Origin of the sequence: Rhodoferax ferrireducens T118 (assembly GCF_000013605.1) — a bacterium.
Lineage (GTDB): Bacteria > Pseudomonadota > Gammaproteobacteria > Burkholderiales > Burkholderiaceae_C > Rhodoferax > Rhodoferax ferrireducens.
Window position 1 is genome coordinate 4,124,376 of sequence record NC_007908.1, and the last position, 21,862, is coordinate 4,146,237.

The following is a 21,862-nucleotide window of genomic DNA, read 5'->3' on the forward strand; positions in this document are numbered from 1 at the left end:
GCTAAAGCCAAAGCGGGCAGCCCAAGCCAGGCCAGCCGGCCGGCTCAAAGGCCGTGCGGCAAGGCCTCGTCCTTGAGTTGCCGGCGCAGGGCGACGTAATCGGGCGCGACTGAGTGCACGGTGGCCCAGAAACGCGGGCTGTGGTCCATCACCCGCAAGTGGCTGAGTTCATGCACCACCACGTAGTCGATGACCGCGGGCTGGAAGTGCATCAGGCGCCAGTTGAGCCGGATGGCGCCGTCAATACGGGCGCTGCCCCAGCGCGTGCGGGCGTTGCTCAGGGCCAGCGTGCGCCACTGCACCCGCAACTGCGGGGCAAAGTGATCGAGCCGCGCCTTGAACAGCTGTTGCGCCTGACACCTCAGCCAGGCTTGCACGGTGTCGCGAATTTGATCTGGCGCGGCCTCATGTGGCAGCGCCACGCGCAGGGTCGGGCCCGACGCATCGGCCTCCATGAACTCGGTCGTGCCGATGCCCCCGGCTTTCAACCTGGCGCCCGTGCGACCTGCGGCTTGATGCGGCACCAGCAGCAGGCGCAGGGACTGCCCCAGATAAGGAATCAGCGTGCCGTCGCACCACTCGATGCGACGCGCCAGCAGGCGCTGCTGGCGCGCCTGCGTTTCACGCAGCTTCTGGATGATCCATTGCGATTTGTCCTGCAGCGCCGCATCGACCTGATGCAGCGGCAACCATTTGGGCGCGCTCACCACCAGTCCTTCGGGTCGAATGACAAAACCAATGCTGCGGCGCTGGCCGCGCTTGAACTCGTAGGCCACCACCACTTCGCACAGGCGGGCTTCGCGATTGGCACGCGGGTGGCGCCAGCTGGTGGGTGCGCAGGCCAGGGTGGGCGCTGCCAGCGGCTCCGGTGCAATAACACGCCGCGCCTCTGGCACTACTATTTCAGTAGCTTTCTGCGCAAGATTGACGGGGGCTAGCGCCTTATTTGGCTCAAACAAATCAAGCGTAAAGCGGAGCAAGGGATGCATCGCGCTAGACCTACAAATAGGCTTCGGGGTCGATCCGGCGCATTTCGGCTTCGATCCAGGCCTGTACCTCGCGCATCAGCTCTTTGGGCTCACGCCCGACGCTGGCAATGGCCGGGCCAATCGACACATCCACCACACCGGGGTATTTGATGAAGCCCTGGCGCGGCCAGCACTTGCCCGACGACACCGCAATCGGCACCACCGGCGCCCCGGTCTCCACGGCCAGCCGGGTGCCCGCCGTTTGGTAAGTGCCGGTTTGGCCACGCGCAATACGCGTGCCCTCGGGGAACATGATGACCCAGGTCCCTTGCGCCAGGCGCCGCTTGCCTTGCTCAATGACATGCTTCATGGCCAGGGCGCGGGATTCGCGGTCGATGTGGATCATGTCGAGCCGCGCCATCGACCAGCCAAAAAAAGGAATGCGCAACAACTCGCGCTTGAAGACAAACGCCAGCGGGCGCGGCATCAAGGTCGGGATCAGCAGCGTCTCCAGCGTGGACTGGTGCTTGGACAGCAGAATCGCGGGCGTGCTGGCACCCGCCGGCAAATGCTCCAGCCCCCTGACGCGCACCCGCACACCCAGAAACACACGCGTACCCCAGATGACCAGCCGAAACCAGTTGACGGCAAACCACCACAGCGTGGTGCGGCGTACCCAGAGCGAAATCAGCACCAGCGTCAGCCCCCACGGAATCACCGTGATCAGCAGCCACGCCATGTGCAGAATGGAGCGAATCAATAACATTTATACGTTTTAGGCCTCTAGCCCCCGTAGATACTGCACAAGCAGCTACTATTTTGATAACTTCGTAGTCGCCAGTTCAGCCTTTTCGGTGTCCCGCGCAATCAGAAAGTCAGCAAAGGCCGCCAGATCTTCATGCACCTGCGTCGCTTTCGGAAAGTTATGCGGCAAGCGCCGGCCCCGGTAGGTCGCGCCTTTGCCGGTCAGCACCAGATGCGGCTCGCAGCCCACGCGCACACCCGCCAACACATCACGCGCCGTGTCGCCCACCGTCGGCACGCCGTGCAGGTCAAGCCCATAACGCTCGCCAATCTGCTCAAACAGGCCGGGTTCGGGCTTGCGGCAGTGGCAGCCCTCATCGGGCGCGTGCGGACAATAAAACACGGCATCGACCCGGGCGCCGACGGCCGCGAGCATTTTGTGCATCTTGGCGTGGATCGCGTTAAGCATCGACACATCAAACAAGCCGCGCCCCAGACCGGACTGGTTGCTGGCAATGACCACATGCCAGCCCTCGTGATTGAGCCGGGCAATAGCCTCCAGCGCGCCGGGCAAAGGCAGCCATTCTTCCGGGGTCTTGATAAATTCGGCACTGTCCTGATTCAGGGTGCCGTCGCGGTCGAGGATGACGAGTTTCATGGTACCCATTTGCTTGTAGACCCAACAGGCGGCAACCGGCTCAGGCCGCCAGCCGCGCCAGGTCGGCCACGCGGTTCATGGCGCTGTGCAGGCTTTTGAGCAAGCCCTGGCGGTTCAGGCGCAAGTCCAGTTGCTCGGCATTGACCAGCACGCTGTCGAAAAACGCATCCACCGGTGCGCGCAGTGCGGCCAGGGTTTGCAGCGAAGCGGTGTAGTCGAGCGCTTCAAACTGCGCGTTCGCCAGCGGCGCCAGCGACTGCATCGCGGCAAACAGGGCCAGTTCCGCCGGCTCCGTCAGCAAGACCTCACTGACATGGGGGTCCACGTCGGGCGCCTTTTTCAGAATGTTGCTGATGCGCTTGTTGGCGGCAGCCAGCGCGGGCGCTTCAGGCAAGGCGGCAAAGGCGCGCACGGCGGCGAGGCGCTTGGGAATGTCGCCCAGGCGCTGCGGCTGGAGCGCCAGCACGGCATCGACTTCCTGCGCGCTGTAGCCCTGCTCGCGCAGGGAGCCGGCGAGGCGGTCAAAAATGAAGTCTGCCAACGGTCGTGCGGCGTCAAACTTCTGGTAGACGCTGGGCGCAGCAGCACCAAGGTCGGTGCCGGCCTTGAAAGCAGTGCCCCATCGAGGCTCCTCAAAGGCACAGGCCAGCAGGCCATTGAGGTCCAGCGGCAATTCCTTCTCGACCAGCATGCGGATCACGCCCAGCGCGTGACGGCGCAGCGCATAGGGATCCTTGTCGCCGGTCGGCACGTTGCCGATGCCGAACATACCGACCAGTGTTTCCAGCTTGTCGGCCAATGCCACCACCAGGCCGGTGGTGTTGCGCGGCAATTCATCCCCGGCAAAGCGCGGCTTGTAATGGTCTTCAATGGCGAAGGCAATGTCCTCACGCAGGCCATCATGGCGCGCGTAGTAGCCACCCATGATGCCCTGCAGCTCGGGAAATTCGCCCACCATGTCGGTCAGCAAGTCGGCCTTGGCCAACATAGCCGCGTTGTCTGCGTTGCCGTCGAAGGCATCCGCTACACCAGCGTCTGCGAGCTGACGGGCAATGGCGCTGGCAATGGACTGCACGCGCTCCGTACGTTCACCCTGCGTACCCAGCTTGTTGTGATAAACGACCTTGGAGAGTCCTTCGACACGCGATGCGAGCGTCTTCTTGCGGTCCTGGTCAAAGAAGAACTTGGCGTCGGCCAGGCGCGGGCGCACCACGCGCTCGTTGCCGCCAATCACTGCACTGGCATCAAGCGGGCTGATGTTGCTGACCACCAGGAACTGGTTGGTCAGCTTGCCGGCGGCGTCGAGCAGCGGGAAGTACTTCTGGTTGGCCTTCATCGTCAGAATCAGGCACTCCTGCGGCACGTCGAGGAACTGCGCGTCGAACGCGCAGACCAGCACGTTCGGGCGCTCGACCAGACCGGTGACTTCGTCGAGCAAGGCCTCGTCCATCAGCACCCGGTAGCTCGGTCCCAGGCGCTCGGCGGCTTGCGCGAGCTGTTGCACGATGGCAAAGCGGCGCTGCTCGAAGCCGGCAATCACCGCGCCGTCCTGCTCCAGCGTGGCGGCATAGCTGTCGGCGTCCGCAATCACGACCGGTGATACCTTCGCTTCAAAACGATGACCTTGTGTGCTGTTGCCAGCCTTGAGCCCGAGCACCTTGACCGGCACCACGGTGCTGCCGCGCAGCGCCACCAGACCGTGCGCCGGGCGCACAAAATTCACGCTGCTCCAGCCGGGCAGCTCGCAATCGGTCTCCAGCTGGTAGCTCATGACCTTGGGGATGGGCAGCTTGGCAATGGCTTCTTCCAGCGCCTTTTGCAGGCCCGCGTCGAGCGTGGCGCCAGTGACCAGGCTGTCATAAAACAAGGCCTCGACCTTGCCGTCCGGTGCTCGCCTGAGCGCAGCCACGGCCGCAACCGGGTCGGTCAGATCCGCACCGAGCGCCTGCAATTTCTTGAGCAGCGCCGAGGTGGCCTGGCCGGCGGCGTCAAGCCCCACGGTGACGGGCATGAGTTTCACCAGCTTCTGCGTGTCAGGTGCCTTTAGTAAAACTGACCGGATAAGCACACCCAAGCGCCTTGGCGACGCAAAAACATCCATCGCAGGTGGATCAGCTTGGTCAGGATCTTGTGCCATGGTTCCAGGCATCGAGATCAGCCATTGATCACTAAGAGACGCGTAAATCTGTTGGGCAAACGCCTCGCCCAGCTTCTTGAGCGCCTTGGGCGGCAGCTCTTCGACAAACAATTCAACGAGAAGGTTTTGAGTCGTCATGGTTATCTATTCTTTTATGCCGTTCGGGCTGAGCCAGTCGAAGCCCTGCTACCCGTCGACAGGCTCAGGGCGAACGGATGATGGTTGATCACGCGGCCTTCTTGGTCATCTGTTCCACCCACTCGCGAGGTGCCAGCGGGAAGCCCAGGCGTTCGCGGCTCTCGAAATAGCTCTGTGCCACGGCCCGCGCCAGGTTTCGGATGCGGCCCATGTAAGCAGCGCGCTCCGTCACGCTGATGGCGCCGCGCGCGTCCAGCAAGTTGAAGCTGTGGGCACACTTCAAGACCTGTTCGTAGCTTGGCAGCGCGAGCTGCTGCTCAATCAGGTGTTTGGCCTGCTTTTCGTGGGCCGTGAAAGCGGTGAACAGGAAATCGACATCGCTGTGCTCGAAGTTGTAGGCCGACTGCTCTTTTTCGTTTTGCAGGTAGACGTCGCCATAAAGCAGGCCGTCGGTCCACTGCAGGTTATAGACGTTGTCCACGCCCTGCAGGTACATCGCCAGGCGCTCCAGGCCGTAGGTGATCTCGCCCGTGATGGGCCGACAGTCAATGCCGCCGACCTGCTGAAAATAGGTGAACTGCGTGACTTCCATGCCGTTGAGCCAGACCTCCCAACCCAGGCCCCAGGCGCCCAGGGTCGGGTTTTCCCAGTCGTCCTCGACAAAACGGATGTCGTTCTGCTTCAGATCAAAGCCCAGGGCTTCGAGCGAGCCCAGGTACAACTCCAGAATGTTGCTGGGAGCCGGCTTCAAGACCACCTGGTACTGGTAGTAATGCTGCAGGCGGTTCGGGTTTTCACCGTAGCGGCCGTCCTTCGGACGGCGGCTCGGCTGCACGTAGGCAGCCTTCCAGGGCTCCGGCCCCAGCGCTCTTAAAAATGTCGCTGTGTGCGAGGTGCCAGCGCCGACTTCCATGTCATAGGGTTGCAACAAGGCGCAGCCCTGGTCGGCCCAGTAGGACTGCAGTTTCAAAATAATTTGCTGGAAGGTCAACATAACTGGGGTGCGGGTATGGGCTACGCCCTGGATTTTGGAAAACGACACGCTGGCTCGCGTGCAAGAGTTCATTTTACGGGGCTTGCAAGCTGCCCAGCCTGGCACGACCGATGGACCGCCGACTGGCGTTGGCGCAAGTTGCTGCGTATGCCGAGCAGAACCAGACTCAGGGCCAGCAGCCACAGCGGCCACAAGCCGTAGCGGGCAAGCCACCAGCCATAAGCACTCACGCCGCTTCGCCCCTGCACCTCCCCCACCAAAACGCCGCGCGTATTGCGCGCCAGCGTGTGCGTGACGCGGCCCCGGTAGTCCACTATCGCCGTCAACCCGGTGTTGGTGGCCAGCACAAAGGGGCGCGCAAATTCCAGCGCGCGCATGCGCGCAATCTGCAGGTGCTGGTCCATCGCCAGGCCATCGCCAAACCAGGCCAGGTTGCTGACGTTGACAAAAATCGTGGGCGCCTGGGCCGGGTCACTGAACAGCAGCCCCAGTTCTTCGCCATACAGGTCCTCCACGCAGATATTGGGCGACAACCGTTGCCCCTGCCATTCAAACGGGGCCTGCTTGGGCGCACCGCGGTTGAAGTCACCCAGCGGAATGTTCATCATCGCGGTGAACCATTTGAACAGGGGTGGGATGAACTCGCCAAACGGCACCAGATGGTGCTTGTCATAGCGCCAGGGCTCCGACTGCCCCGGCTTGAGCCCGACCACGGAATTGGTATAGCCGTCCTGCTCGTTGCCCAGCGGCGTGCCAATGATGGCCGCTTGCTGACCGGTGGCAAAACGCTGCTGCAGCGCACCCCAATACGCAGGTGGCAGCTGCTGCGGCAGAACGGGAAGCGCCGTTTCAGGCGCGATCACCAGCGCGGTGCGACTGCTTGTCAATTGCTCGCCGTACCACTGCAGGGCCAGCGGCACACCACTGCCCGGCTCAAACTTTTCGTTCTGCGGTATGTTGCCCTGCAACAGGGTGACGGCCAGGCGCCCCGTTGACTGTGAGGTCCCCGCATCGCCCATGCGCTGCAGAGCGGGCAACGCCAGCAGCCCCAGCACAACCACCACGGTGAAAGCCCGCTGGCGCCAGGACTGATCCGGCTGAACCAGCTGCACCATGCTCATCGCCAGCCACGCCGCCAAGGCGCACAAGCCGTAGGCACCCACCCACGGGGCGTAGCCCGCCAGCGGCCCCTGGACGTGGCCGTAACCCGCCGCACCCCAGCCAAACCCGGTCAACCAGATGCCGCGCGCCAATTCGGCCAACAACCAGAGTGCCGCAAAAACAATAGCTGCAAACGACCTGTTGACAGGGGCTAGCGCCACAAATAGCCCACAGACTGCGGCATAGTACAAGGCCAGCAGACCGGCCAGAGCCAACACCGCCAACGCCGCCAGCAGGCTCGGTAAACCGCCGTAAGTGTGCATGGCGACAAAGGTCCAGCCAAAGGAGCCGATCAGCCAGGCAGTGCAAAACAGCCAGGCCCACAGCGCGCCCAAGCGCCAGTTGCCGCGCGAATCCGTGTTGCTGGCGGCGCTGGTCTGACCGGCCTGGCGGCAGCTTTCGAGCAGCCAGGCCAAAACGCCCAACGCCAACAGCTGCAGCCACCAAACCGGCTGCCCTGGGCGCAAGCCCAGCAACCCAAAAGGAAGTTCCGGCCACGACCAAGGCCAGGCCAGACTGGCCGCATGGCCGAGCCCAGCCAGAACGGCCAGCGCCACGCGCCACAGCGTGACCGCCGGCGCTGGCGTCACTTGCAGGGCCGACCAGCGGGACGCCTCACTAGGCGGATTCATCGGGCACCGGTGACACCTTGAACCATTTCACCGCCCCGCCCTGGGTCAACATCACCACGAAATTGAATCCGGCCAGCACATGACGTTCACCGCGCTTGGGGACATGACCCATTTCATGGGCAATCAAACCACCAATGGTGTCAAACTCGTCGTCCGGGTCGGTGCCGGTGAACCGGACGCCAAAGGCGCTCTCAACGCGCTCGATCGGGGTGTCGCCACTGACACGGTACGTGCGGTCGGCCAGACCATAAATGTCGCCTTCATCCTCGGCAATATCGAACTCATCTTCAATTTCGCCCACAATTTCTTCCAGCACATCCTCAATCGTGACCAGTCCGGCGACCCGACCAAATTCGTCGATCACGATGGCCATGTGATTGCGGTTAGCCTGAAAATCGCGCAACAAATCGTTCAGCCCCTTGCTTTCCGGCACAAACACCGCCGAACGCAGCAGGGCCCGGATGTTGAGCTCGGGCGCGCGCTGGAGTTTGAGCAAGTCCTTGGCCATCAGGATACCGATGATGTTTTCGCGCTCATTCTCATAGACCGGAAAACGCGAGTGCGCCGTGTCAATCACACCATGCATCATCACGTCATACGGGTCGGCGATATTGACCAGCTCCATCTGGGTGGCGGGCACCATCACATCACCGGCCGTCATGTCGGCCATGCGAATGACGCCTTCGAGCATGCGGCGCGACTCCGCACCAATGATGTCGTTGTCTTCCGCTTCCGCCAGAGTGGCAATCAGCTCGTCGGTCGAATCCGGCCCGGGGTGAATGAACTCGGCAAGTTTTTGCAGAAAGGTGCGTTTATCTTCCCGATCAGGACGCGAGGGATGGGGGTCTGACACAGCCAGGGGAGCAGGACATGCGGTTGTTTGCGAGCCTCAAGGATAGCGGATATGGCGTGACCCGTCGGCGCCATCCGCCAAGACCACGTTATTTACGGCTGCTTCGCTGTGCGTCTGACACCGCGCTGCGGTGTGCCATCATCCCACCCAGGGCGTCGCGAAACTGTTTCACCTGCACCTTGATACGGTAGTCGGTCAGGGCCAACTGCTCGGCAAGCAGTTCGGTCAAACGGGAGTCAAACGTGGCGGGCAGCAACAACAAATGAGCCTCGGATTCGGAGCCATCGCGCTCCACTGTAGCGCCGGCTTTACTGGCAATTCGCAGCATGGTGGTGTTCTCGCTCAGGGCGTGAATGAACATCCGGCCAATACCGGCATTGCGGGCGTGCATCGCGGCCCGGTCAAACAAACGCCCACCGTAGCCACGCCCGCGTGCGGATTTCAACACCGACACGCCAAACTCGGCGCAGTCACTCGGCTTGCCGTCAGCACAGAAGGCCAAGTGTGCCATGGCAATCAGGTCCAGCCGACGGTTGTAAATGCCAAAGATGTCGTCCCGCTCAAAATCAAGGCTGTCGGCATAGCGCTGAATTTGCGCGTCATTGGCTGAAAAACCAAAACGCAGATAACGGTCATGCGGCTCAAGCGCCAGCAAGTGCTGGGCGATGCGCACGCGATGATTCGCCCCGAGCGAGCGGATCGGCACCGTCAAAGGTGATGCCCGGCCAGCCGACGGCGCAGTCTCACCCTCCATGGGCAAATACCACAGCGCAGGATCCCGGTCCGACAGCGGGTTAACTCTTTCTTTGGTTTCAGTCATGCGTTGCACTATAAGGGTTTTCCCTTAGACTTACCAATCCAAAGTCAAAATCAATTTTTCGCTGATCACCTGTACAGGTCCTCACGCTCCCCTGATGTAAGAATTTCCCTTACAAGCCTGCAACGCATCCCTGACAGTCCATACAGGCAGATACCGATTCAAGTTCCTGGCAGCCCCGTTCAGAATCAACTCCATCGCGATCCCAAAAGGTTTCGCCCAACGCAGGAGCCGAACATGACTGACGAGCAACTCACCACTGAAATCCGCGAAGCCAACCTCACCTATCTGATGCTGGCGCAAAACGTGATTCGCAAGGACAAGGCCGAGGCACTGTTTCGGCTGGGTGTATCCGAAGAGTCGGCGGATCTGATTGCCACCTTGTCGCCCGCGCAAATTTTGAAGATTGCCGCCAGCCCCATGCTGCTGTGCCGGTTTCGGGTTGACGACGACATGGTGTGGAGCCTGCTGACCAACCACACCGCAACCAAAGTCGACAACGACGCCACCACCAAACTGCACGCCAGCATTCTGATGGCCGGTCGTTTTGCCGAAGCGATGTAAGGAGCACCTACCATGGCCACCGCATCCACCAAAAGCGTTTTGAATGATTCCCGGCAAGTTGAGCGCGCTGTGGCGCTGATTCAACTCGGCGCCCGCCTGCAGGTGTTGGAGAGCGAAACCAGCCTGTCGTATGAGCGTTTGCTGCGTCTGTACAAGGAAGTCGCCGGACGGTCCCCCAGCAAAGGTCAACTGCCGTTTTCGACTGACTGGTTTCTCACCTGGCAGCCCAATATTCATGCCTCGCTGTTCTTGAACACTTATGAATACATGAGCAAGGTGAGTGAGTTGGACGACATTGACGCCGTCATGAAGGCCTATCGGCTCTATAGCGAGCAAATTGCCGCCTGCGGCGTTGAACCCCTGCTGTCCATCACGCGCGCCTGGCGGCTGGTCAAGTTCGTCAACAACAACATGTTGGCCATGACCAAATGCAGCAAGTGCGGCGGCCACTTTGTGACCGAGGCGTATGAAAATGCCCGCCATTTTGAATGCGGTCTGTGCACGCCCCCGGCACGGGCAGGCAAGAGCGCCAGCGTCGGCGGGATATTGCTGCACTGAGCCACCCGAGGCATAAGCACTGATGAAAGGGCGCCTTTAGCGCCCTTTTCTTTTTCTTGGCACCCGCTTTTGTTCCTTAGAATGATTCAGCGCACGCTATAGTGAACGATCAACCCAAGACTGCAATTTCTCATTTTGACGCGATAAACATGATAGTTATTATTGGTTATGCAGTCTCCATGGGTTGCATTTTTGGGATGTACATCCTTCACGGTGGCAACATCGGGGTGATTCTCAAGGCCTTGCCGTTCGAACTGGTCACGATTTTTGGGGGCGCGCTAGGGGCTTTCGCGGTCAACAACCAACCCAAGGTGTTGCGGGCCACGCTCAAACTGATTCCCCAGGCAGTCAAGGGCTCCAAGTACACCAAGGCGCGCTACCTTGAGTTGATGGCCTTGCTTTACGATATCCTGCAAAAGGCCCGCAAAGAGGGTTTGATGGCGATCGAAAAAGATGTCGAAGAGCCGCACGGTTCGGCCATTTTCAAAAAATATGCCACCGTGGGAAGCGACCACCATGTCGTGGAGTTCATGACCGATTACCTGCGCATGATGGTCTCGGGCAATCTGAACGCGCATGAGATTGAGTCCTTGATGGACAGCGAGATTGACACTCACCACGCCGAAGCCCACGCCCCCGTTGCCGCCATTGCGCGTCTGGCAGGTGCCTTGCCTGCGTTCGGCATTGTGGCTGCGGTATTGGGCGTCGTGAACACCATGGGTTCGGTCGGGCAGCCCCCGGCGGTGCTGGGCGGCATGATTGCCTCGGCCCTGGTTGGTACTTTTCTGGGCATTCTGCTGGCTTATGCCGTGGTCGAGCCTTTGGGCGGCGTGCTGGAACAAAAAATCGAAGACAGCGCCAAGGAGTTGCAGTGCATCAAGACCACGTTGCTGGCCAGCATGCAAGGCTACAACCCCGCGACCGCGATTGAATTTGGTCGCAAAGTTCTGTTTTCCACCGAACGCCCCACCTTCCTGGAGCTGGAGAGCTATGTCCGTGGAAAAAAATAGGCGCTCGCTAGGCTGCTATGGCCACTGACGGCAAAAAGCTGCAGCCGATCATCGTCAAGAAGATCAAAAAAGGCGGCCACGTCGTGCATGGCGGCGCCTGGAAGATTGCCTACGCCGACTTTGTGACGGCCATGATGGCGTTCTTTTTGCTGATGTGGCTGCTGGGCTCCACCTCGGAAGGCGATAAAAAAGGGCTGTCTGACTACTTTTCGGCGCCGCTGAAGGTCTCCATGCAGGGCGGCAGTGGCGCAGGTGGCAGCAATACCATTTTGCCCGGTGGCGGCGCTGATTTGACGCAGAAAAGCGGACAAAACCGCCGCGGCGACGGCAGCGACCCCATGCAAAAGAGGATGGCGGCTAATGCCGTCAAGGCCGAAGTTGCCAAGCAAGACGCAAAGAAGCTGGCCGGCATCAGCGCCAAAATCAGCGCCCTCATTTCCGGCAACACAAAACTAACCGAGTTCAGCAGGCAAATCAGACTGGAAACCACGGCCGATGGTCTGCAAATCCAGATTGTTGACGATCAAAAACGTCCGATGTTCGACAGCGGTAGCGCGGTGGTGAAACCCTATATGCGTGACATCTTGCGGGAAATCGGCGGTGCCCTGAACGGCGTTGAAAACAAGATCAGCCTGGACGGCCACACCGACAGTTCACCTTACAGCAGCGCCCAGCGTGGTTACAGCAACTGGGAGCTCTCGTCTGATCGAGCCAACGCGTCCCGGCGCGAACTCGTGGCCGCCGGCATGCCGGACGACAAACTGGCGCGGGTGGTTGGATTGGCGTCAAGCATTCTTCTGGATCCCGAGAACCCAACCGGCGCGGTGAACCGTAGAATCAGCATCACCGTGATGACGCGTGAAGCCGAAGAGCGGCTGATGGGCACGGAGCGCCCGCCGGTTAGCGCCGGTCCGGACCCGCAGGCAGCGCCAGTCAAAACACCAACCAGCCCATCGCAGTGAGACATCATGATTGAGCATCTACTATTAACTGTACGGACAAGCGCCATTGAAAGGGTGACCCATGGCAAATGAGCTTCGATTTTTGGTTGTTGACGACTTCTCCACCATGCGGCGGATCGTGCGCAACCTGCTCAAGGAAAGCGGCTACACCGAGGGCGATGAGGCCGAGGATGGCGTGGTGGCACTGCAAAAATTGCGCAACAGCAATTTTGACTTTGTCGTCAGCGACATCAACATGCCCAATATGAATGGTTTTCAACTGCTGTCTGAAATCAAGAAAGACGAGAAGCTCAAACATATTCCGGTGCTCATGGTGACGGCGGAAGCGCGCAAGGAAGACATCGTGCTGGCCGCGCAGTCGGGCGCTGCGGGCTACATCGTCAAACCGTTTACCAAGGCCACTCTGGAAGACAAAGTCAGCCTTATTCTCACCAAGCTGGGATTGAAGTAACACCATGCATAGCAATACGACACACCTTGGCGCAAGCTCCTTATTGCCGGCCGACATTCATCAATCCATCGGCGTTCTGACGCGTCAATTGCATGACGCACTGAACGGGCTGGGTCTGACCGACAAAGTCAAGGGCTGGGCTGGGGAAATACCCGATGCAAAAAGTCGCCTCTCCTACATTGCACGCCTCACCGGTGAGGCCGCCGAAAAGGTGCTGAACCGGGTGGACATGGCCAAGGCGCAACACGATCACATCGCTTCGGAGACCCGGCGTATTGGCACCTTGATCGTGAAAGACCCGGTGGGTGCCGTGGCCAAGGGTCATGTGATGAATTTTTTGACCGATGTTGAACAGTCCACCCAACAGATTGACCAGCACCTGACCGAAATCATGATGGCACAGGACTTTCACGACCTGACCGGCCAGGTGATTGCCAAGGTCGTCACTCTGGTTGCCAACGTGGAAGAACAGTTGGTTCAATTGCTGATCCAGACCGCCCCGGCCGATGCAGTGGTCAAGGCGCCGACACATGTTGCCGCGGCCGGACTCAAGCCAGTTCTGGAAGGGCCGGTTGTCTGCCCTGAAGGCAATCCTGACGTGGTGACGGGTCAGTCTGAAGTTGATGATTTGTTAGCCAGCCTGGGCTTCTAAAATTTGCCTGAAGTGATGGGTTAAACCCCCTCTTATTACCCTTTAGTTAGGGATTCGCGTCACGACAATGGTGGGAACTCAACAGCCTCCCCGCCATGGAACCAAGCAGTCAGGACCGCAATTTACCCGCCTCTGAGCGCAAGCTGCAAAAGGCGCTGGACGACGGGCAGGTCAGCCGCTCACGGGATCTGGGGCATCTGGCGGTATTGGGTACCGGCGCCCTGAGCCTGATGGCGCTGGCACCCCTGATGTTTGACCGGCTCAGGGTGCTGCTGCGCCAGCAACTCTCGTTTGACGCGCTGGCGGTCAGCAACCCCACCACCATGATCACCCGCATGCAGGACATGGCCACGGCCGGGCTGATCGGTTGTGTGATTTTTGCCGCCATTACGACCGTGGCGGTGCTGCTCAGCAGCATCGCCGCCGGTGGCTGGGTGAGCAGCCTCAAGCCCATCATGCCGGACTTCAGCCGCCTCAATCCATTAACGGGTATGGGGCGCATGTTCACCAAGGAAAAGTTCACTGAAGTGCTCAAGATGAGCTTTGTCGCCGCCATGCTGATCACTCTGGGCACCACGTATTTGAGTTCCACCATACACGCCCTGGCGATGCTGGTTTTGCAACCCTCCCGCGCGGCCCTTCCCATGCTGACGGAGTGGCTGACCTCGGGGATGGCTTTGTTGCTGCTGGTGGTTTTGCTGGTGGCGATGGTCGATGTGCCGTTGCAGAGTTTTTTGCACAAGTCCCGGATGAAGATGTCACATCAGGAAATGAAGCAGGAACACAAGGAGTCAGACGGCAACCCGCAAATGAAAGGCAAGCTGCGCCAGCGGCAACGCGAGATTTCCCATGGCAACAGTGTGGGTGCGGTGCCCAAAGCCGACTTCGTGCTGATGAACCCAACCCACTTTGCGGTGGCCATCAAATACGACGATAAAACCATGCGTGCGCCCCAGGTCGTCTCCAAAGGCGCCGACCTGCTGGCCATGAAGATCCGCGACATCGCCAAAAATAACGCTATTCCAGTGCTGCAGTCGCCGATGCTGGCGCGCGCGCTGTATGCCCATGCCGAGCTGGACCAGGACATTCCGGCCAGCCTGTACACCGCGGTGGCTCAGGTGCTGGCCTATATTTACCGGCTCAAAGCCGCTCTGCGCGGCGACGGCCCGATGCCGGGCGAGGCACCGCAACCGTTTGTACCGCCCGAGCTTGATCCCCTGTCCAAGGTCGTGGCCAACACGAGCGCAGCATGAACACCCAACTCAAGGTCTTCCAGCAATGGTTTGGCGGTAATTCAGCCCTGATCAAGGGCGCGGCAGCCCCGATGCTGGTGGTGGCGATTCTGGCCATGATGGTGTTGCCGCTGCCCCCGTGGCTGCTCGACACTTTTTTCACCATCAATATCTCGGTGGCGCTGATGGTGATGATGGTGGCGGCCTACATGATTCGCCCGCTCGACTTCGCCGCGTTTCCCGCGGTGCTGCTGCTGACCACGTTGATGCGCCTGTCCCTCAACGTGGCGTCCACCCGCGTCGTGCTGCTGGAAGGCCACACCGGACCGGGCGCCGCCGGCGCGGTGATTGAAGCCTTCGGGCACTTTTTGATCGGCGGCAATTTCGCTGTCGGTTTGATCGTTTTCTCGATTCTCGTGGTGATCAATTTTGTCGTGGTGACCAAGGGTGCCGAGCGTATCGCCGAGGTGTCGGCGCGCTTTGCACTGGACGCCATGCCCGGCAAGCAGATGGCGGTAGACGCCGACTTGAATGCGGGCCTGATCAATGAAGAAGAGGCCAAACGGCGCCGCGCCGAGGTGTCGGAAGAAGCGGACTTCTTTGGTTCGATGGACGGCGCCTCCAAGTTCGTGCGCGGCGACGCGGTGGCCGGCATTCTGATTCTGCTGATCAATATTTTTGGCGGCTTCATGGTGGGTGTCCTGCAACACGGCTTGACGGCCGGGCAAGCCGCCGACACCTACATACTGCTGGCTGTCGGCGACGCGCTGGTGGCGCAGATTCCGGGCCTGTTGATCTCGGTGGCGGCGGCGATGGTGGTGTCACGCGTCGGCAAGGACCATGACCTGGGTCGTCAGATCGTTGACCAAATGTTCATTTCGCCCCGCGTGCTGGGCATTACCGCAGCCATCATGGGCATTTTGGGTCTGATTCCCGGCATGCCGCACGTGGTGTTCATCGGCATCGCGCTGGTGCTGGGCTACGGTGCCTGGGAGCTGGCCCACAAACCCTTGCCGCCGGACCCGGCCGCGACGGCACCGGTGGTGACCTCCGACGGCGAAGCCTCTTGGGACGACTTGCAACCGGTGGACCAGTTGGGCCTTGAGTTGGGTTACCGGCTGATCGCGCTGGTGGATAAAACGCGCCAGGGCGACTTGCTGACCCGCATCAAGGGCGTGCGGCGCAAATTTGCCCAGGAGGTCGGATTCCTGCCGCCACCGGTGCATGTGCGCGACAACCTGGAACTCAAACCCAGCGGCTATCGCATCACCCTGCGCGGCGTGATTGCGGGCGAAGGCGAAGCGTTTCCCGGCATGTACCTGGCCATCAACCCGGGCGGCATCACGACGCCCCTGATCGGCACCGCCACGACGGACCCGGCCTTTGGTTTGCCGGCGCACTGGATTGACGAACAACAGAAAGAAGCCGCGCAAATGGCCGGCTTTACCGTGGTTGATTCCGAGACTGTGATGGCCACGCATTTGTCACACTTGATGCAGGTTCAGGCCTCCAAATTACTGAGCCGCACCGAAACCCAGCAACTGGTCGAACACGTGAGCAAACTGGCCCCGAAACTGATTGAAGAAGTGGTCCCCAAGATGGTCCCGATCGCTGTTTTCCAGAAAGTCCTGCAACTGCTGCTCGACGAGTCGGTGCACATCCGCGATATCCGCACCATCATTGAATCGCTGGCCGAACATGCGGGCAGCGTGACCGACCCGGCGGAGCTGGCACGGCGCGTGCGCATCGCCTTGTCGCCCGCCATCGTGCAACAAATCTATGGCCCGGCGCGTGAACTCAATGTGATTGCCATTGATCCGCCCCTTGAGCGGCTGTTGGTGCAGGCGCTGGGCAACACCGCCGGACCCGCGCTCGACCCCGGCGTCGCCGACATCTTTTCCCGCAACGCGGCTGCCGTCGCACTCAAACAGGAAGAGATCGGCATTCCAGCTTGCTTGCTGGTGCCCGATCAAATTCGCAGCGCGATCTCCCGTCTGGTACGACGCGTTGCACCCCGGCTTCAGGTCCTCGCGCACAGCGAAATTCCAGAGTCCCACACCATCCGCATCGGTCCGATTCTTAAAGGTGCCTCATCATGAACATTCAACGCTTTAATGCACCCACGGCGCGCGAGGCGCTGGCCAAGGCCCGTCACGCTTTTGGCGACGGCACCCTGATTCTGTCGAATCGCCCCACCGCCACCGGCGTCGAGGTGGTTGCCACCGGCGAAGAGACCCTGTCGGCGCTGGACAGCACGGAATCTTTTGCCAATCGAAGCAAGGACCAGCCCGCGTTGCGTCGTGCGACGCTGCCCAGCGTGCCCGAGACCAGCACCCCGGTGGAAGAAGACGCCACCCAACTGGCGATGAGCACCTTGTCGTTTCAGGACTATGTGCGCGAGCGCATGCTGCGCCGCCGCCACGAATCCATGACCGGCCCAACAGCGGCAGCTGTTCAAGAGGCAGCGCCAGAGCGCACGCCCAAAGCGGCGGCACTACCGGGTCCACGGCAAATCGAGATTCAAGCACCGATCAAAGTAACGGCCGTTCCCAAGCCCGCCCCGGTGCCGGCCGCGCCCCACGCGCCCGCCCTGTCGCAAGGCATTGTGAACGAGTTGCACGCCATGAAGGCCCTGATTGAAGACCGCTTCAACACCCTGACCTGGCTGGGCCAGGCGCGCCAGAGCCCGATTCAGTCGAACTTGATGCTCAAGCTGATTCGCGCCGGTTATTCACCCACGCTGGCGCGCACCATTCTGGAGCGCATGCCCGAAGAGATGGGTGCCACCGACTCGGTGCGCTGGGTCATGGATATCCTGGAACGCAACCTGAAAACCGACGCCGCGACCCGCCCGATCCATGAAGAGGGCGGCACTTATGCGCTGGTCGGCGCCACCGGTGTTGGCAAGACCACCACCGCCGCCAAATTGGCCGGTCTGTGTGCCCGCACCCATGGCCCCGCCAGCGTCGGGCTCATCACGCTCGACACCTACCGAGTGGGAGCCCACGAGCAGCTGCGCGCTTTTGGCCGCATGCTGGGCGTGGTGGCCCATCTCGCGCACGACCGCGCCGCGCTGCAAGACCTGCTGAACTTGCTGGGCAACAAAAAAATGGTCCTGATCGACACCACCGGCCTGGCGCCAAACGATCCGCGCAAACGCGGCATGCTCGACGTGCTGGATTTGCCGGGCGTGAACCGCTTGCTGGTCCTGAATGCGGGCGGGCACGGAGACTCGCTCGACGATGTGGTCTCTTCTTTCAAATCCACCGGCGCGCAGCAGGCGGTGCTGTCCAAAACCGACGAAGCAGCCAAACTCGGGCCGGCACTCGATGCGATCGTTCGCCACCAGTTGGTCCTGCGCGGCGTCACCATGGGCCAAAAAGTGCCCGAGGACTGGGAGGCAGCCGATGCCGCCAAGCTGGTCCGTCAGTCCATGCGCTCGCCGGCCAAGTCGGCGTTCGACCCGAAACCGGCAGATCTGGACTTCTTCTTTACCCCGGCCAGCGCCTCGCAGGCAGGACGGCTTGATGCTTGACATGGGCGTCAACCAGGGAGCCGGGCTGCACCGCATTGCCTTGCAGGCGGCGCCCCGCGTTATGGCCGTGGCCAGCCATGGCCAGCAGCAGGGCGAACTGCCCCTGCTGTGGAGTCTGTGCGCCACCTTGGTTGATCTTGGGCACTCGGTTGCGGTGCTGGACGCCACCACCGTTGAATCAGCCGACAACCCGGGGCTGGCGCAACTGCTCGACGATGCCCAGCTGCAGGGTGACGAAAACAGTGCGCCTTTGTCCTGGTCGGTGATCCCTGCCGCCATGGGCTTGGCGCAGCTTTGCCAGCCAATGGCGCGCCCGGGCGGGCCGCTGGCGCCGCTGAGTGAATTGTTTCAGCGCTTTGGCGTCGTTGTCATCTATGCCCGGGCCGGGCTTTTGGCTGATTTGTTGCCCGACAGCGGTATTGAGCCCTTGCTGACCGTGGCACCGGTGAAAATGTCGGCTGTCACCGCTTACCAGGCGCTCAAGCAGATGTTGCTAAACACCAGACTAAGACCTACCATGGCCGCTATTGTGGGTGAGCCCGCCTTGAACAACGCTGCGGCCAGCCACTCGCCGGTCACCAATTTGCAGCACTGCGCCATGACCTTCCTGGGCTACCGGCTTGACGCCTTGGCCGTGCGGGCCTTGCAGCCGGCCGAGTGCCGGTCTGACGACATGTACCGACTGGCCTTGCGACTGCTGGAAAACGCCATGCCGCTGCACCGTCACCAATTTATGGGGAGTCATTGATGTACACCGCCAAGGGGCAATTGGACCGCAACGCCATGATCCGGCAGTACCAGCCGCTGGTGCGGCGCCTGGCCCACCACATGATGGCCAAATTGCCGGCCAACGTCGAAGTCGATGATCTGATCCAGGTCGGGCTGATCGGCTTGTCGGAGGCCCTGACCCGCTACGAGGCCGCGCAGGGTGTTCAATTTGAAACCTTTGCCACGCAGCGCATTCGCGGCGCCATGCTCGACGAGCTGCGCGGCAACGACTGGATGTCGCGCGGCTCGCGCAAGAGCCAGAAAGATATCGAACAGGCGCTGCGCCGGCTGGAGCACAAGCTCGGGCGCACACCGCTGGAGAGTGAAATTGCCGCCGACCTGGGCTTGAGTCTGGTCGACTACCAGACGCTGCTGGGTAAAGTGCGTGGCACCCAACTGGTGTACCTGGAAGACATGGCGCGTGGCAACGACGAGGAAGACAGTTTTCTGGATCGCCACGTCGGTGACAGCGACGCCGACCCGATGAACGTGCTGCGCGACCAGCGCTTGCGCCAGGCACTGGTGGCCGCCATCAAGAACCTGCCCGAGCGCGAGCAGTTCATCATGAGCATGTACTACGAGCAGGACATGAATCTGAAAGAGATCGCGGCCGTGCTGGATGTCACCGAGTCGCGCATTTGCCAGTTGCACAGTCAGTCGATCGCGCGCTTGCGCGCCAAGATGCGGGCCCATTGAGGCCCATAAATACTATTGTATTTATAGCTATATGCGCTTATTTCACGGGGGCTAGAACCCGATTTGGCATATATTTCCCGCGCACGGAAAAATACCGGGACGTTCAGGCTGCCAGGTACTTGAAGGCGCCTGTTTGACGGCCCAGGCTGGCATAGGGTCCGCCGGTTTGCGCATAGGTGGCATCGGCAGCCGTGGGCATCACCGTATCCAGAGCCATCTCCACCAGGGCGGTGCGCCGCAGCAAACTCTCGCGCTGGAGCACCAGACCATTCGAAATCTGCGTCAGGCGTGGTTTCAGGTCCTTGTGCTGGACATCGCCCGGGGTCAGACGCTGCAGCAAGGCCGAAAAATCAATCGCAGCCTGCCGCAAGACAGCACTGGCGGTTGTGAGTGCCTGCGGCTCACCACTGACCAGGGCGGCTGACACAGCATTGAAATGAAGTTCAACGTCAGTCAGCGCTTTTTCCAGGTGAGCAGGCAACATCATTCGGGCTATAAAAAATAAAGGGATTCGGACTCAGCTCGTGGTGCGGTTCAACATTTCCTGGGCATTGGCCAGCAATTTGTCGGCAATCGCCTCCGCGTTCACCACAAAAGTGCCCTGCTCAATAGCGGAACGGACTGACGCCACTTTTTTGGCGTCAATCACGGACGCTTCACCGGCCTTGTCAGCGCCGAGCGAACGCGCCAGGGTGGACACCGTCACCGCCACGCCTGCCGACTGGGCATTTTGGGCTGCGGTAGCTGTGGCAGTCGCGGCTGGGCTCTGACCGCCCTTGGGCGGAGCCGGCGTTGCGTTGCTGCTGACCGGGATTGGATTATCTGAAGGTTGACCTATTTTCATGATGCTCTCCAAAACTACTGCAAATGTAGCCTCGTATGCTCACTATCGGCGTAATTCGGTCGAGCTTTAGCCCTGATTGCGCACGATTGAAAAGTCTCATATTTCCAGCCTGACGGTTCGGCTGTCCAGAACCTCGCCGGACATCACATGCCCGTTGTTCATTTTAACCCGGGCTGGCTGCCCCACCACACCGGCCGACAAGGCTTGCCCGTCCGAGGTGATCTCAAAGCCCGCTCCCTGCACCTGCACCCGAATTTGGGCTCCGGCCCGAAACACCTCTGCCGGTCGGATCATGCCCTGGCGCAAGGCCTGGCCGCTGGTCAACGCCCGGTTCGCCACCTGCCCCAGCCATTGATCCGGGTTGCTGATGATGGCTTCGCGCTGCTCGGCCCAGTCGACCTCCGCCTCCATCACATCGTCTTGCGTCAAGGCGGCGCCAGCGCTCACCTGGCCCTTGACGACCCAAGCCTGGCCATACGCCTTGATGGTCACCGGCAAAAACACATTCCACTTGACACTGCCCTCCAGACAGCGCAGACCCAGGCGGGTCTTGCCCCACAGGCGGGTTCCCGGCGGCAGATAAGGCTCCACCCGGGCGCATGGCGCCAGCCGCAGCCGACTGTCGAGTTCGCCCACCGTGATCTCCATGCGCAGCGGCGAGCTGCCCGACGGGAGGTTGCCCGCCACCGCTTTGTCCAGCCATTGCTGCGTGCTGTCCATGAACTCAGGCCGCACACCATCGGCCTGGGCCAGCGCACCCACGGTGAAAAAGACGGCGCCCGCCAGCCCCACGGTCTGCAACAAACAACGGGTCGAATTTAGAAATTGCTTGAACATGGCAGCCCTCCTGAGCGTTCGTTTGACTATAGGCAGGACCGGCCCAGACAAAACAGGCAAGTGGCGGCTATTTACCTTGTTATTTGAAGTTTAGAAAACCAAAGTACTTTCCATAATCGCTTCACGTCGAACCCACTGGCTGATGGCGGTGGCAGCAGATAACTGAAAGTTGAGGTGTTTCATGATCACAAATATGACCAGCGGTTTGGACTTCCAGGCGAAGGCCCTGGTGTTGCGCGCCGAGCGCCAGCGTGTGATTGCCAGCAACATTGCCAATGCCGACACACCCGGCTATGTGGCACGCGACCTCAATTTCAAGGACGCCATGCTACAGGCCACCGGCGCCGACAGCAGTTCCGGCTTGCGCACCGGCAACAGCAACTCCCAAGGCGGCGGCGCCAACGGCATGACGCACCCCCATCATATTGCGCTGTCGGGCGGCGCCGGCGCGAGCCTGGGCGGATCGTCCCACTTGGCCTACACCGTGCAAAGCCAACCCAGCCTGGACGGCAACAGTGTGGATCTGGACCGTGAGCGCGCCAATTTCACCGACAACGCCGTGCGTTACGAGGCCACCCTGCGCTTTATCAACGGCCAGTCCAAGACGCTGCTCAGCGCCATTCAGGGTCAGTAAACGGCACCTTGCCTGCG

The 21,862-nt window shown here is 60.9% G+C and carries 23 protein-coding genes; 12 read left to right on the forward strand and 11 right to left on the reverse strand.

Going from position 1 to position 21,862, the window contains the following annotated elements; translation table 11 throughout:
• Positions 1–44: 44 nt before the first annotated feature.
• The 8 genes from RFER_RS18765 to RFER_RS18800 all read right to left on the reverse strand — a co-directional run bounded on the left by RFER_RS18765 (position 45) and on the right by RFER_RS18800 (position 9,039).
• The gene (locus RFER_RS18765) at positions 45–989 is read right to left on the reverse strand and encodes a M48 family metallopeptidase (RefSeq protein WP_011465955.1); all 945 of its coding nucleotides are present in this window, start codon (positions 987–989) and stop codon (positions 45–47) included.
• 10 nt (positions 990–999) lie between these two features.
• On the reverse strand, positions 1,000–1,734 hold the full coding sequence (locus tag RFER_RS18770; protein WP_011465956.1) for a lysophospholipid acyltransferase family protein: 735 nt from the start codon (positions 1,732–1,734) through the stop codon (positions 1,000–1,002).
• Positions 1,735–1,782: 48 nt separating this feature from the next.
• Complete coding sequence (gmhB, locus tag RFER_RS18775; protein ID WP_425057068.1) at positions 1,783–2,370, reverse strand: D-glycero-beta-D-manno-heptose 1,7-bisphosphate 7-phosphatase; 588 nt, start codon at positions 2,368–2,370, stop codon at positions 1,783–1,785.
• A 40-nt stretch (positions 2,371–2,410) separates the two neighbouring features.
• The gene (gene glyS, locus RFER_RS18780; protein WP_011465958.1) at positions 2,411–4,645 is read right to left on the reverse strand and encodes a glycine--tRNA ligase subunit beta; all 2,235 of its coding nucleotides are present in this window, start codon (positions 4,643–4,645) and stop codon (positions 2,411–2,413) included.
• Between the two features lie 88 nt (positions 4,646–4,733).
• Complete coding sequence (gene glyQ, locus RFER_RS18785) at positions 4,734–5,639, reverse strand: glycine--tRNA ligase subunit alpha (protein ID WP_041790985.1); 906 nt, start codon at positions 5,637–5,639, stop codon at positions 4,734–4,736.
• Between the two features lie 68 nt (positions 5,640–5,707).
• Positions 5,708–7,432, reverse strand: a complete 1,725-nt coding sequence (gene lnt / locus RFER_RS18790; RefSeq protein WP_011465960.1) for an apolipoprotein N-acyltransferase — start codon at positions 7,430–7,432, stop codon at positions 5,708–5,710.
• Positions 7,419–8,285, reverse strand: a complete 867-nt coding sequence (locus RFER_RS18795) for an HlyC/CorC family transporter (protein WP_011465961.1) — start codon at positions 8,283–8,285, stop codon at positions 7,419–7,421. Before RFER_RS18795 ends, lnt begins: the two co-directional genes overlap by 14 nt.
• Positions 8,286–8,373: 88 nt before the next feature.
• Entirely contained in the window at positions 8,374–9,039 is a 666-nt protein-coding gene (locus tag RFER_RS18800) for a GNAT family N-acetyltransferase (RefSeq protein ID WP_084795551.1), read from the reverse strand.
• 300 nt (positions 9,040–9,339) lie between these two features.
• On the opposite strand from RFER_RS18800, the gene flhD reads away from it, so the two are divergent.
• The 11 genes from flhD (at position 9,340) to RFER_RS18855 (ending at position 19,530) form a co-directional block, all read left to right on the forward strand.
• Positions 9,340–9,666 carry a flagellar transcriptional regulator FlhD gene (gene flhD, locus RFER_RS18805; protein WP_011465963.1) on the forward strand — a complete coding sequence of 109 codons (327 nt, stop codon included), beginning with the start codon at positions 9,340–9,342 and terminating at the stop codon, positions 9,664–9,666.
• Between the two features lie 12 nt (positions 9,667–9,678).
• Positions 9,679–10,224, forward strand: coding sequence for a flagellar transcriptional regulator FlhC (flhC, locus tag RFER_RS18810; RefSeq protein ID WP_011465964.1), 546 nt, complete (start codon positions 9,679–9,681; stop codon positions 10,222–10,224).
• A 149-nt stretch (positions 10,225–10,373) separates the two neighbouring features.
• Positions 10,374–11,234: a flagellar motor stator protein MotA gene (gene motA, locus RFER_RS18815; RefSeq protein WP_041790986.1), complete on the forward strand. Its 861-nt coding sequence runs from the start codon at positions 10,374–10,376 to the stop codon at positions 11,232–11,234.
• A 17-nt stretch (positions 11,235–11,251) separates the two neighbouring features.
• Complete coding sequence (gene motB / locus RFER_RS18820) at positions 11,252–12,196, forward strand: flagellar motor protein MotB (RefSeq protein WP_011465966.1); 945 nt, start codon at positions 11,252–11,254, stop codon at positions 12,194–12,196.
• Positions 12,197–12,257: 61 nt separating this feature from the next.
• Complete coding sequence (gene cheY, locus RFER_RS18825) at positions 12,258–12,647, forward strand: chemotaxis response regulator CheY (RefSeq protein ID WP_011465967.1); 390 nt, start codon at positions 12,258–12,260, stop codon at positions 12,645–12,647.
• Positions 12,648–12,651: 4 nt separating this feature from the next.
• On the forward strand, positions 12,652–13,299 hold the full coding sequence (locus RFER_RS18830; RefSeq protein ID WP_011465968.1) for a protein phosphatase CheZ: 648 nt from the start codon (positions 12,652–12,654) through the stop codon (positions 13,297–13,299).
• A 95-nt stretch (positions 13,300–13,394) separates the two neighbouring features.
• A complete protein-coding gene (locus tag RFER_RS18835; protein WP_011465969.1) occupies positions 13,395–14,552 on the forward strand; it encodes an EscU/YscU/HrcU family type III secretion system export apparatus switch protein in 1,158 nt (385 codons plus the stop codon).
• Positions 14,549–16,630 carry a flagellar biosynthesis protein FlhA gene (flhA, locus tag RFER_RS18840; RefSeq protein WP_011465970.1) on the forward strand — a complete coding sequence of 694 codons (2,082 nt, stop codon included), beginning with the start codon at positions 14,549–14,551 and terminating at the stop codon, positions 16,628–16,630. The genes RFER_RS18835 and flhA overlap by 4 nt, the downstream gene beginning before the upstream one ends.
• Positions 16,627–18,066: a flagellar biosynthesis protein FlhF gene (gene flhF / locus RFER_RS18845; RefSeq protein WP_011465971.1), complete on the forward strand. Its 1,440-nt coding sequence runs from the start codon at positions 16,627–16,629 to the stop codon at positions 18,064–18,066. Before flhA ends, flhF begins: the two co-directional genes overlap by 4 nt.
• Positions 18,059–18,814: a hypothetical protein gene (locus RFER_RS18850; RefSeq protein ID WP_011465972.1), complete on the forward strand. Its 756-nt coding sequence runs from the start codon at positions 18,059–18,061 to the stop codon at positions 18,812–18,814. Before flhF ends, RFER_RS18850 begins: the two co-directional genes overlap by 8 nt.
• Positions 18,814–19,530, forward strand: a complete 717-nt coding sequence (locus RFER_RS18855; protein WP_011465973.1) for an RNA polymerase sigma factor FliA — start codon at positions 18,814–18,816, stop codon at positions 19,528–19,530. The genes RFER_RS18850 and RFER_RS18855 overlap by 1 nt, the downstream gene beginning before the upstream one ends.
• A gap of 103 nt (positions 19,531–19,633) precedes the next feature.
• On the opposite strand, the gene RFER_RS18860 is transcribed toward RFER_RS18855, so the two are convergent.
• From RFER_RS18860 to flgA, 3 genes are all read right to left on the reverse strand, one after another.
• The gene (locus RFER_RS18860) at positions 19,634–20,014 is read right to left on the reverse strand and encodes a hypothetical protein (RefSeq protein WP_166485761.1); all 381 of its coding nucleotides are present in this window, start codon (positions 20,012–20,014) and stop codon (positions 19,634–19,636) included.
• Positions 20,015–20,047: 33 nt separating this feature from the next.
• Complete coding sequence (flgM, locus tag RFER_RS18865) at positions 20,048–20,374, reverse strand: flagellar biosynthesis anti-sigma factor FlgM (protein WP_011465975.1); 327 nt, start codon at positions 20,372–20,374, stop codon at positions 20,048–20,050.
• A 96-nt stretch (positions 20,375–20,470) separates the two neighbouring features.
• Complete coding sequence (gene flgA / locus RFER_RS18870; RefSeq protein WP_011465976.1) at positions 20,471–21,211, reverse strand: flagellar basal body P-ring formation chaperone FlgA; 741 nt, start codon at positions 21,209–21,211, stop codon at positions 20,471–20,473.
• A gap of 181 nt (positions 21,212–21,392) precedes the next feature.
• On the opposite strand from flgA, the gene flgB reads away from it, so the two are divergent.
• Positions 21,393–21,845, forward strand: a complete 453-nt coding sequence (flgB, locus tag RFER_RS18875; RefSeq protein ID WP_011465977.1) for a flagellar basal body rod protein FlgB — start codon at positions 21,393–21,395, stop codon at positions 21,843–21,845.
• Positions 21,846–21,862 lie beyond the last annotated feature (17 nt).

Bases quoted from the DNA above. Each gene is read 5' to 3' on its own strand.
- RFER_RS18765 (WP_011465955.1), bottom strand. From the start codon at position 989: ATGCATCCCTTGCTCCGCTTTACGCTTGATTTGTTTGAGCCAAATAAG.
- RFER_RS18770 (WP_011465956.1), bottom strand. From the start codon at position 1,734: ATGTTATTGATTCGCTCCATTCTGCACATGGCGTGGCTGCTGATCACG.
- gmhB (WP_425057068.1), bottom strand. From the start codon at position 2,370: ATGAAACTCGTCATCCTCGACCGCGACGGCACCCTGAATCAGGACAGT.
- glyS (WP_011465958.1), bottom strand. From the start codon at position 4,645: ATGACGACTCAAAACCTTCTCGTTGAATTGTTTGTCGAAGAGCTGCCG.
- glyQ (WP_041790985.1), bottom strand. From the start codon at position 5,639: ATGTTGACCTTCCAGCAAATTATTTTGAAACTGCAGTCCTACTGGGCC.
- lnt (WP_011465960.1), bottom strand. From the start codon at position 7,432: ATGAATCCGCCTAGTGAGGCGTCCCGCTGGTCGGCCCTGCAAGTGACG.
- RFER_RS18800 (WP_084795551.1), bottom strand. From the start codon at position 9,039: ATGGAGGGTGAGACTGCGCCGTCGGCTGGCCGGGCATCACCTTTGACG.
- flhD (WP_011465963.1), top strand. From the start codon at position 9,340: ATGACTGACGAGCAACTCACCACTGAAATCCGCGAAGCCAACCTCACC.
- flhC (WP_011465964.1), top strand. From the start codon at position 9,679: ATGGCCACCGCATCCACCAAAAGCGTTTTGAATGATTCCCGGCAAGTT.
- motA (WP_041790986.1), top strand. From the start codon at position 10,374: ATGATAGTTATTATTGGTTATGCAGTCTCCATGGGTTGCATTTTTGGG.
- motB (WP_011465966.1), top strand. From the start codon at position 11,252: ATGGCCACTGACGGCAAAAAGCTGCAGCCGATCATCGTCAAGAAGATC.
- cheY (WP_011465967.1), top strand. From the start codon at position 12,258: ATGGCAAATGAGCTTCGATTTTTGGTTGTTGACGACTTCTCCACCATG.
- RFER_RS18830 (WP_011465968.1), top strand. From the start codon at position 12,652: ATGCATAGCAATACGACACACCTTGGCGCAAGCTCCTTATTGCCGGCC.
- RFER_RS18835 (WP_011465969.1), top strand. From the start codon at position 13,395: ATGGAACCAAGCAGTCAGGACCGCAATTTACCCGCCTCTGAGCGCAAG.
- flhA (WP_011465970.1), top strand. From the start codon at position 14,549: ATGAACACCCAACTCAAGGTCTTCCAGCAATGGTTTGGCGGTAATTCA.
- flhF (WP_011465971.1), top strand. From the start codon at position 16,627: ATGAACATTCAACGCTTTAATGCACCCACGGCGCGCGAGGCGCTGGCC.
- RFER_RS18850 (WP_011465972.1), top strand. From the start codon at position 18,059: ATGCTTGACATGGGCGTCAACCAGGGAGCCGGGCTGCACCGCATTGCC.
- RFER_RS18855 (WP_011465973.1), top strand. From the start codon at position 18,814: ATGTACACCGCCAAGGGGCAATTGGACCGCAACGCCATGATCCGGCAG.
- RFER_RS18860 (WP_166485761.1), bottom strand. From the start codon at position 20,014: ATGTTGCCTGCTCACCTGGAAAAAGCGCTGACTGACGTTGAACTTCAT.
- flgM (WP_011465975.1), bottom strand. From the start codon at position 20,374: ATGAAAATAGGTCAACCTTCAGATAATCCAATCCCGGTCAGCAGCAAC.
- flgA (WP_011465976.1), bottom strand. From the start codon at position 21,211: ATGTTCAAGCAATTTCTAAATTCGACCCGTTGTTTGTTGCAGACCGTG.
- flgB (WP_011465977.1), top strand. From the start codon at position 21,393: ATGATCACAAATATGACCAGCGGTTTGGACTTCCAGGCGAAGGCCCTG.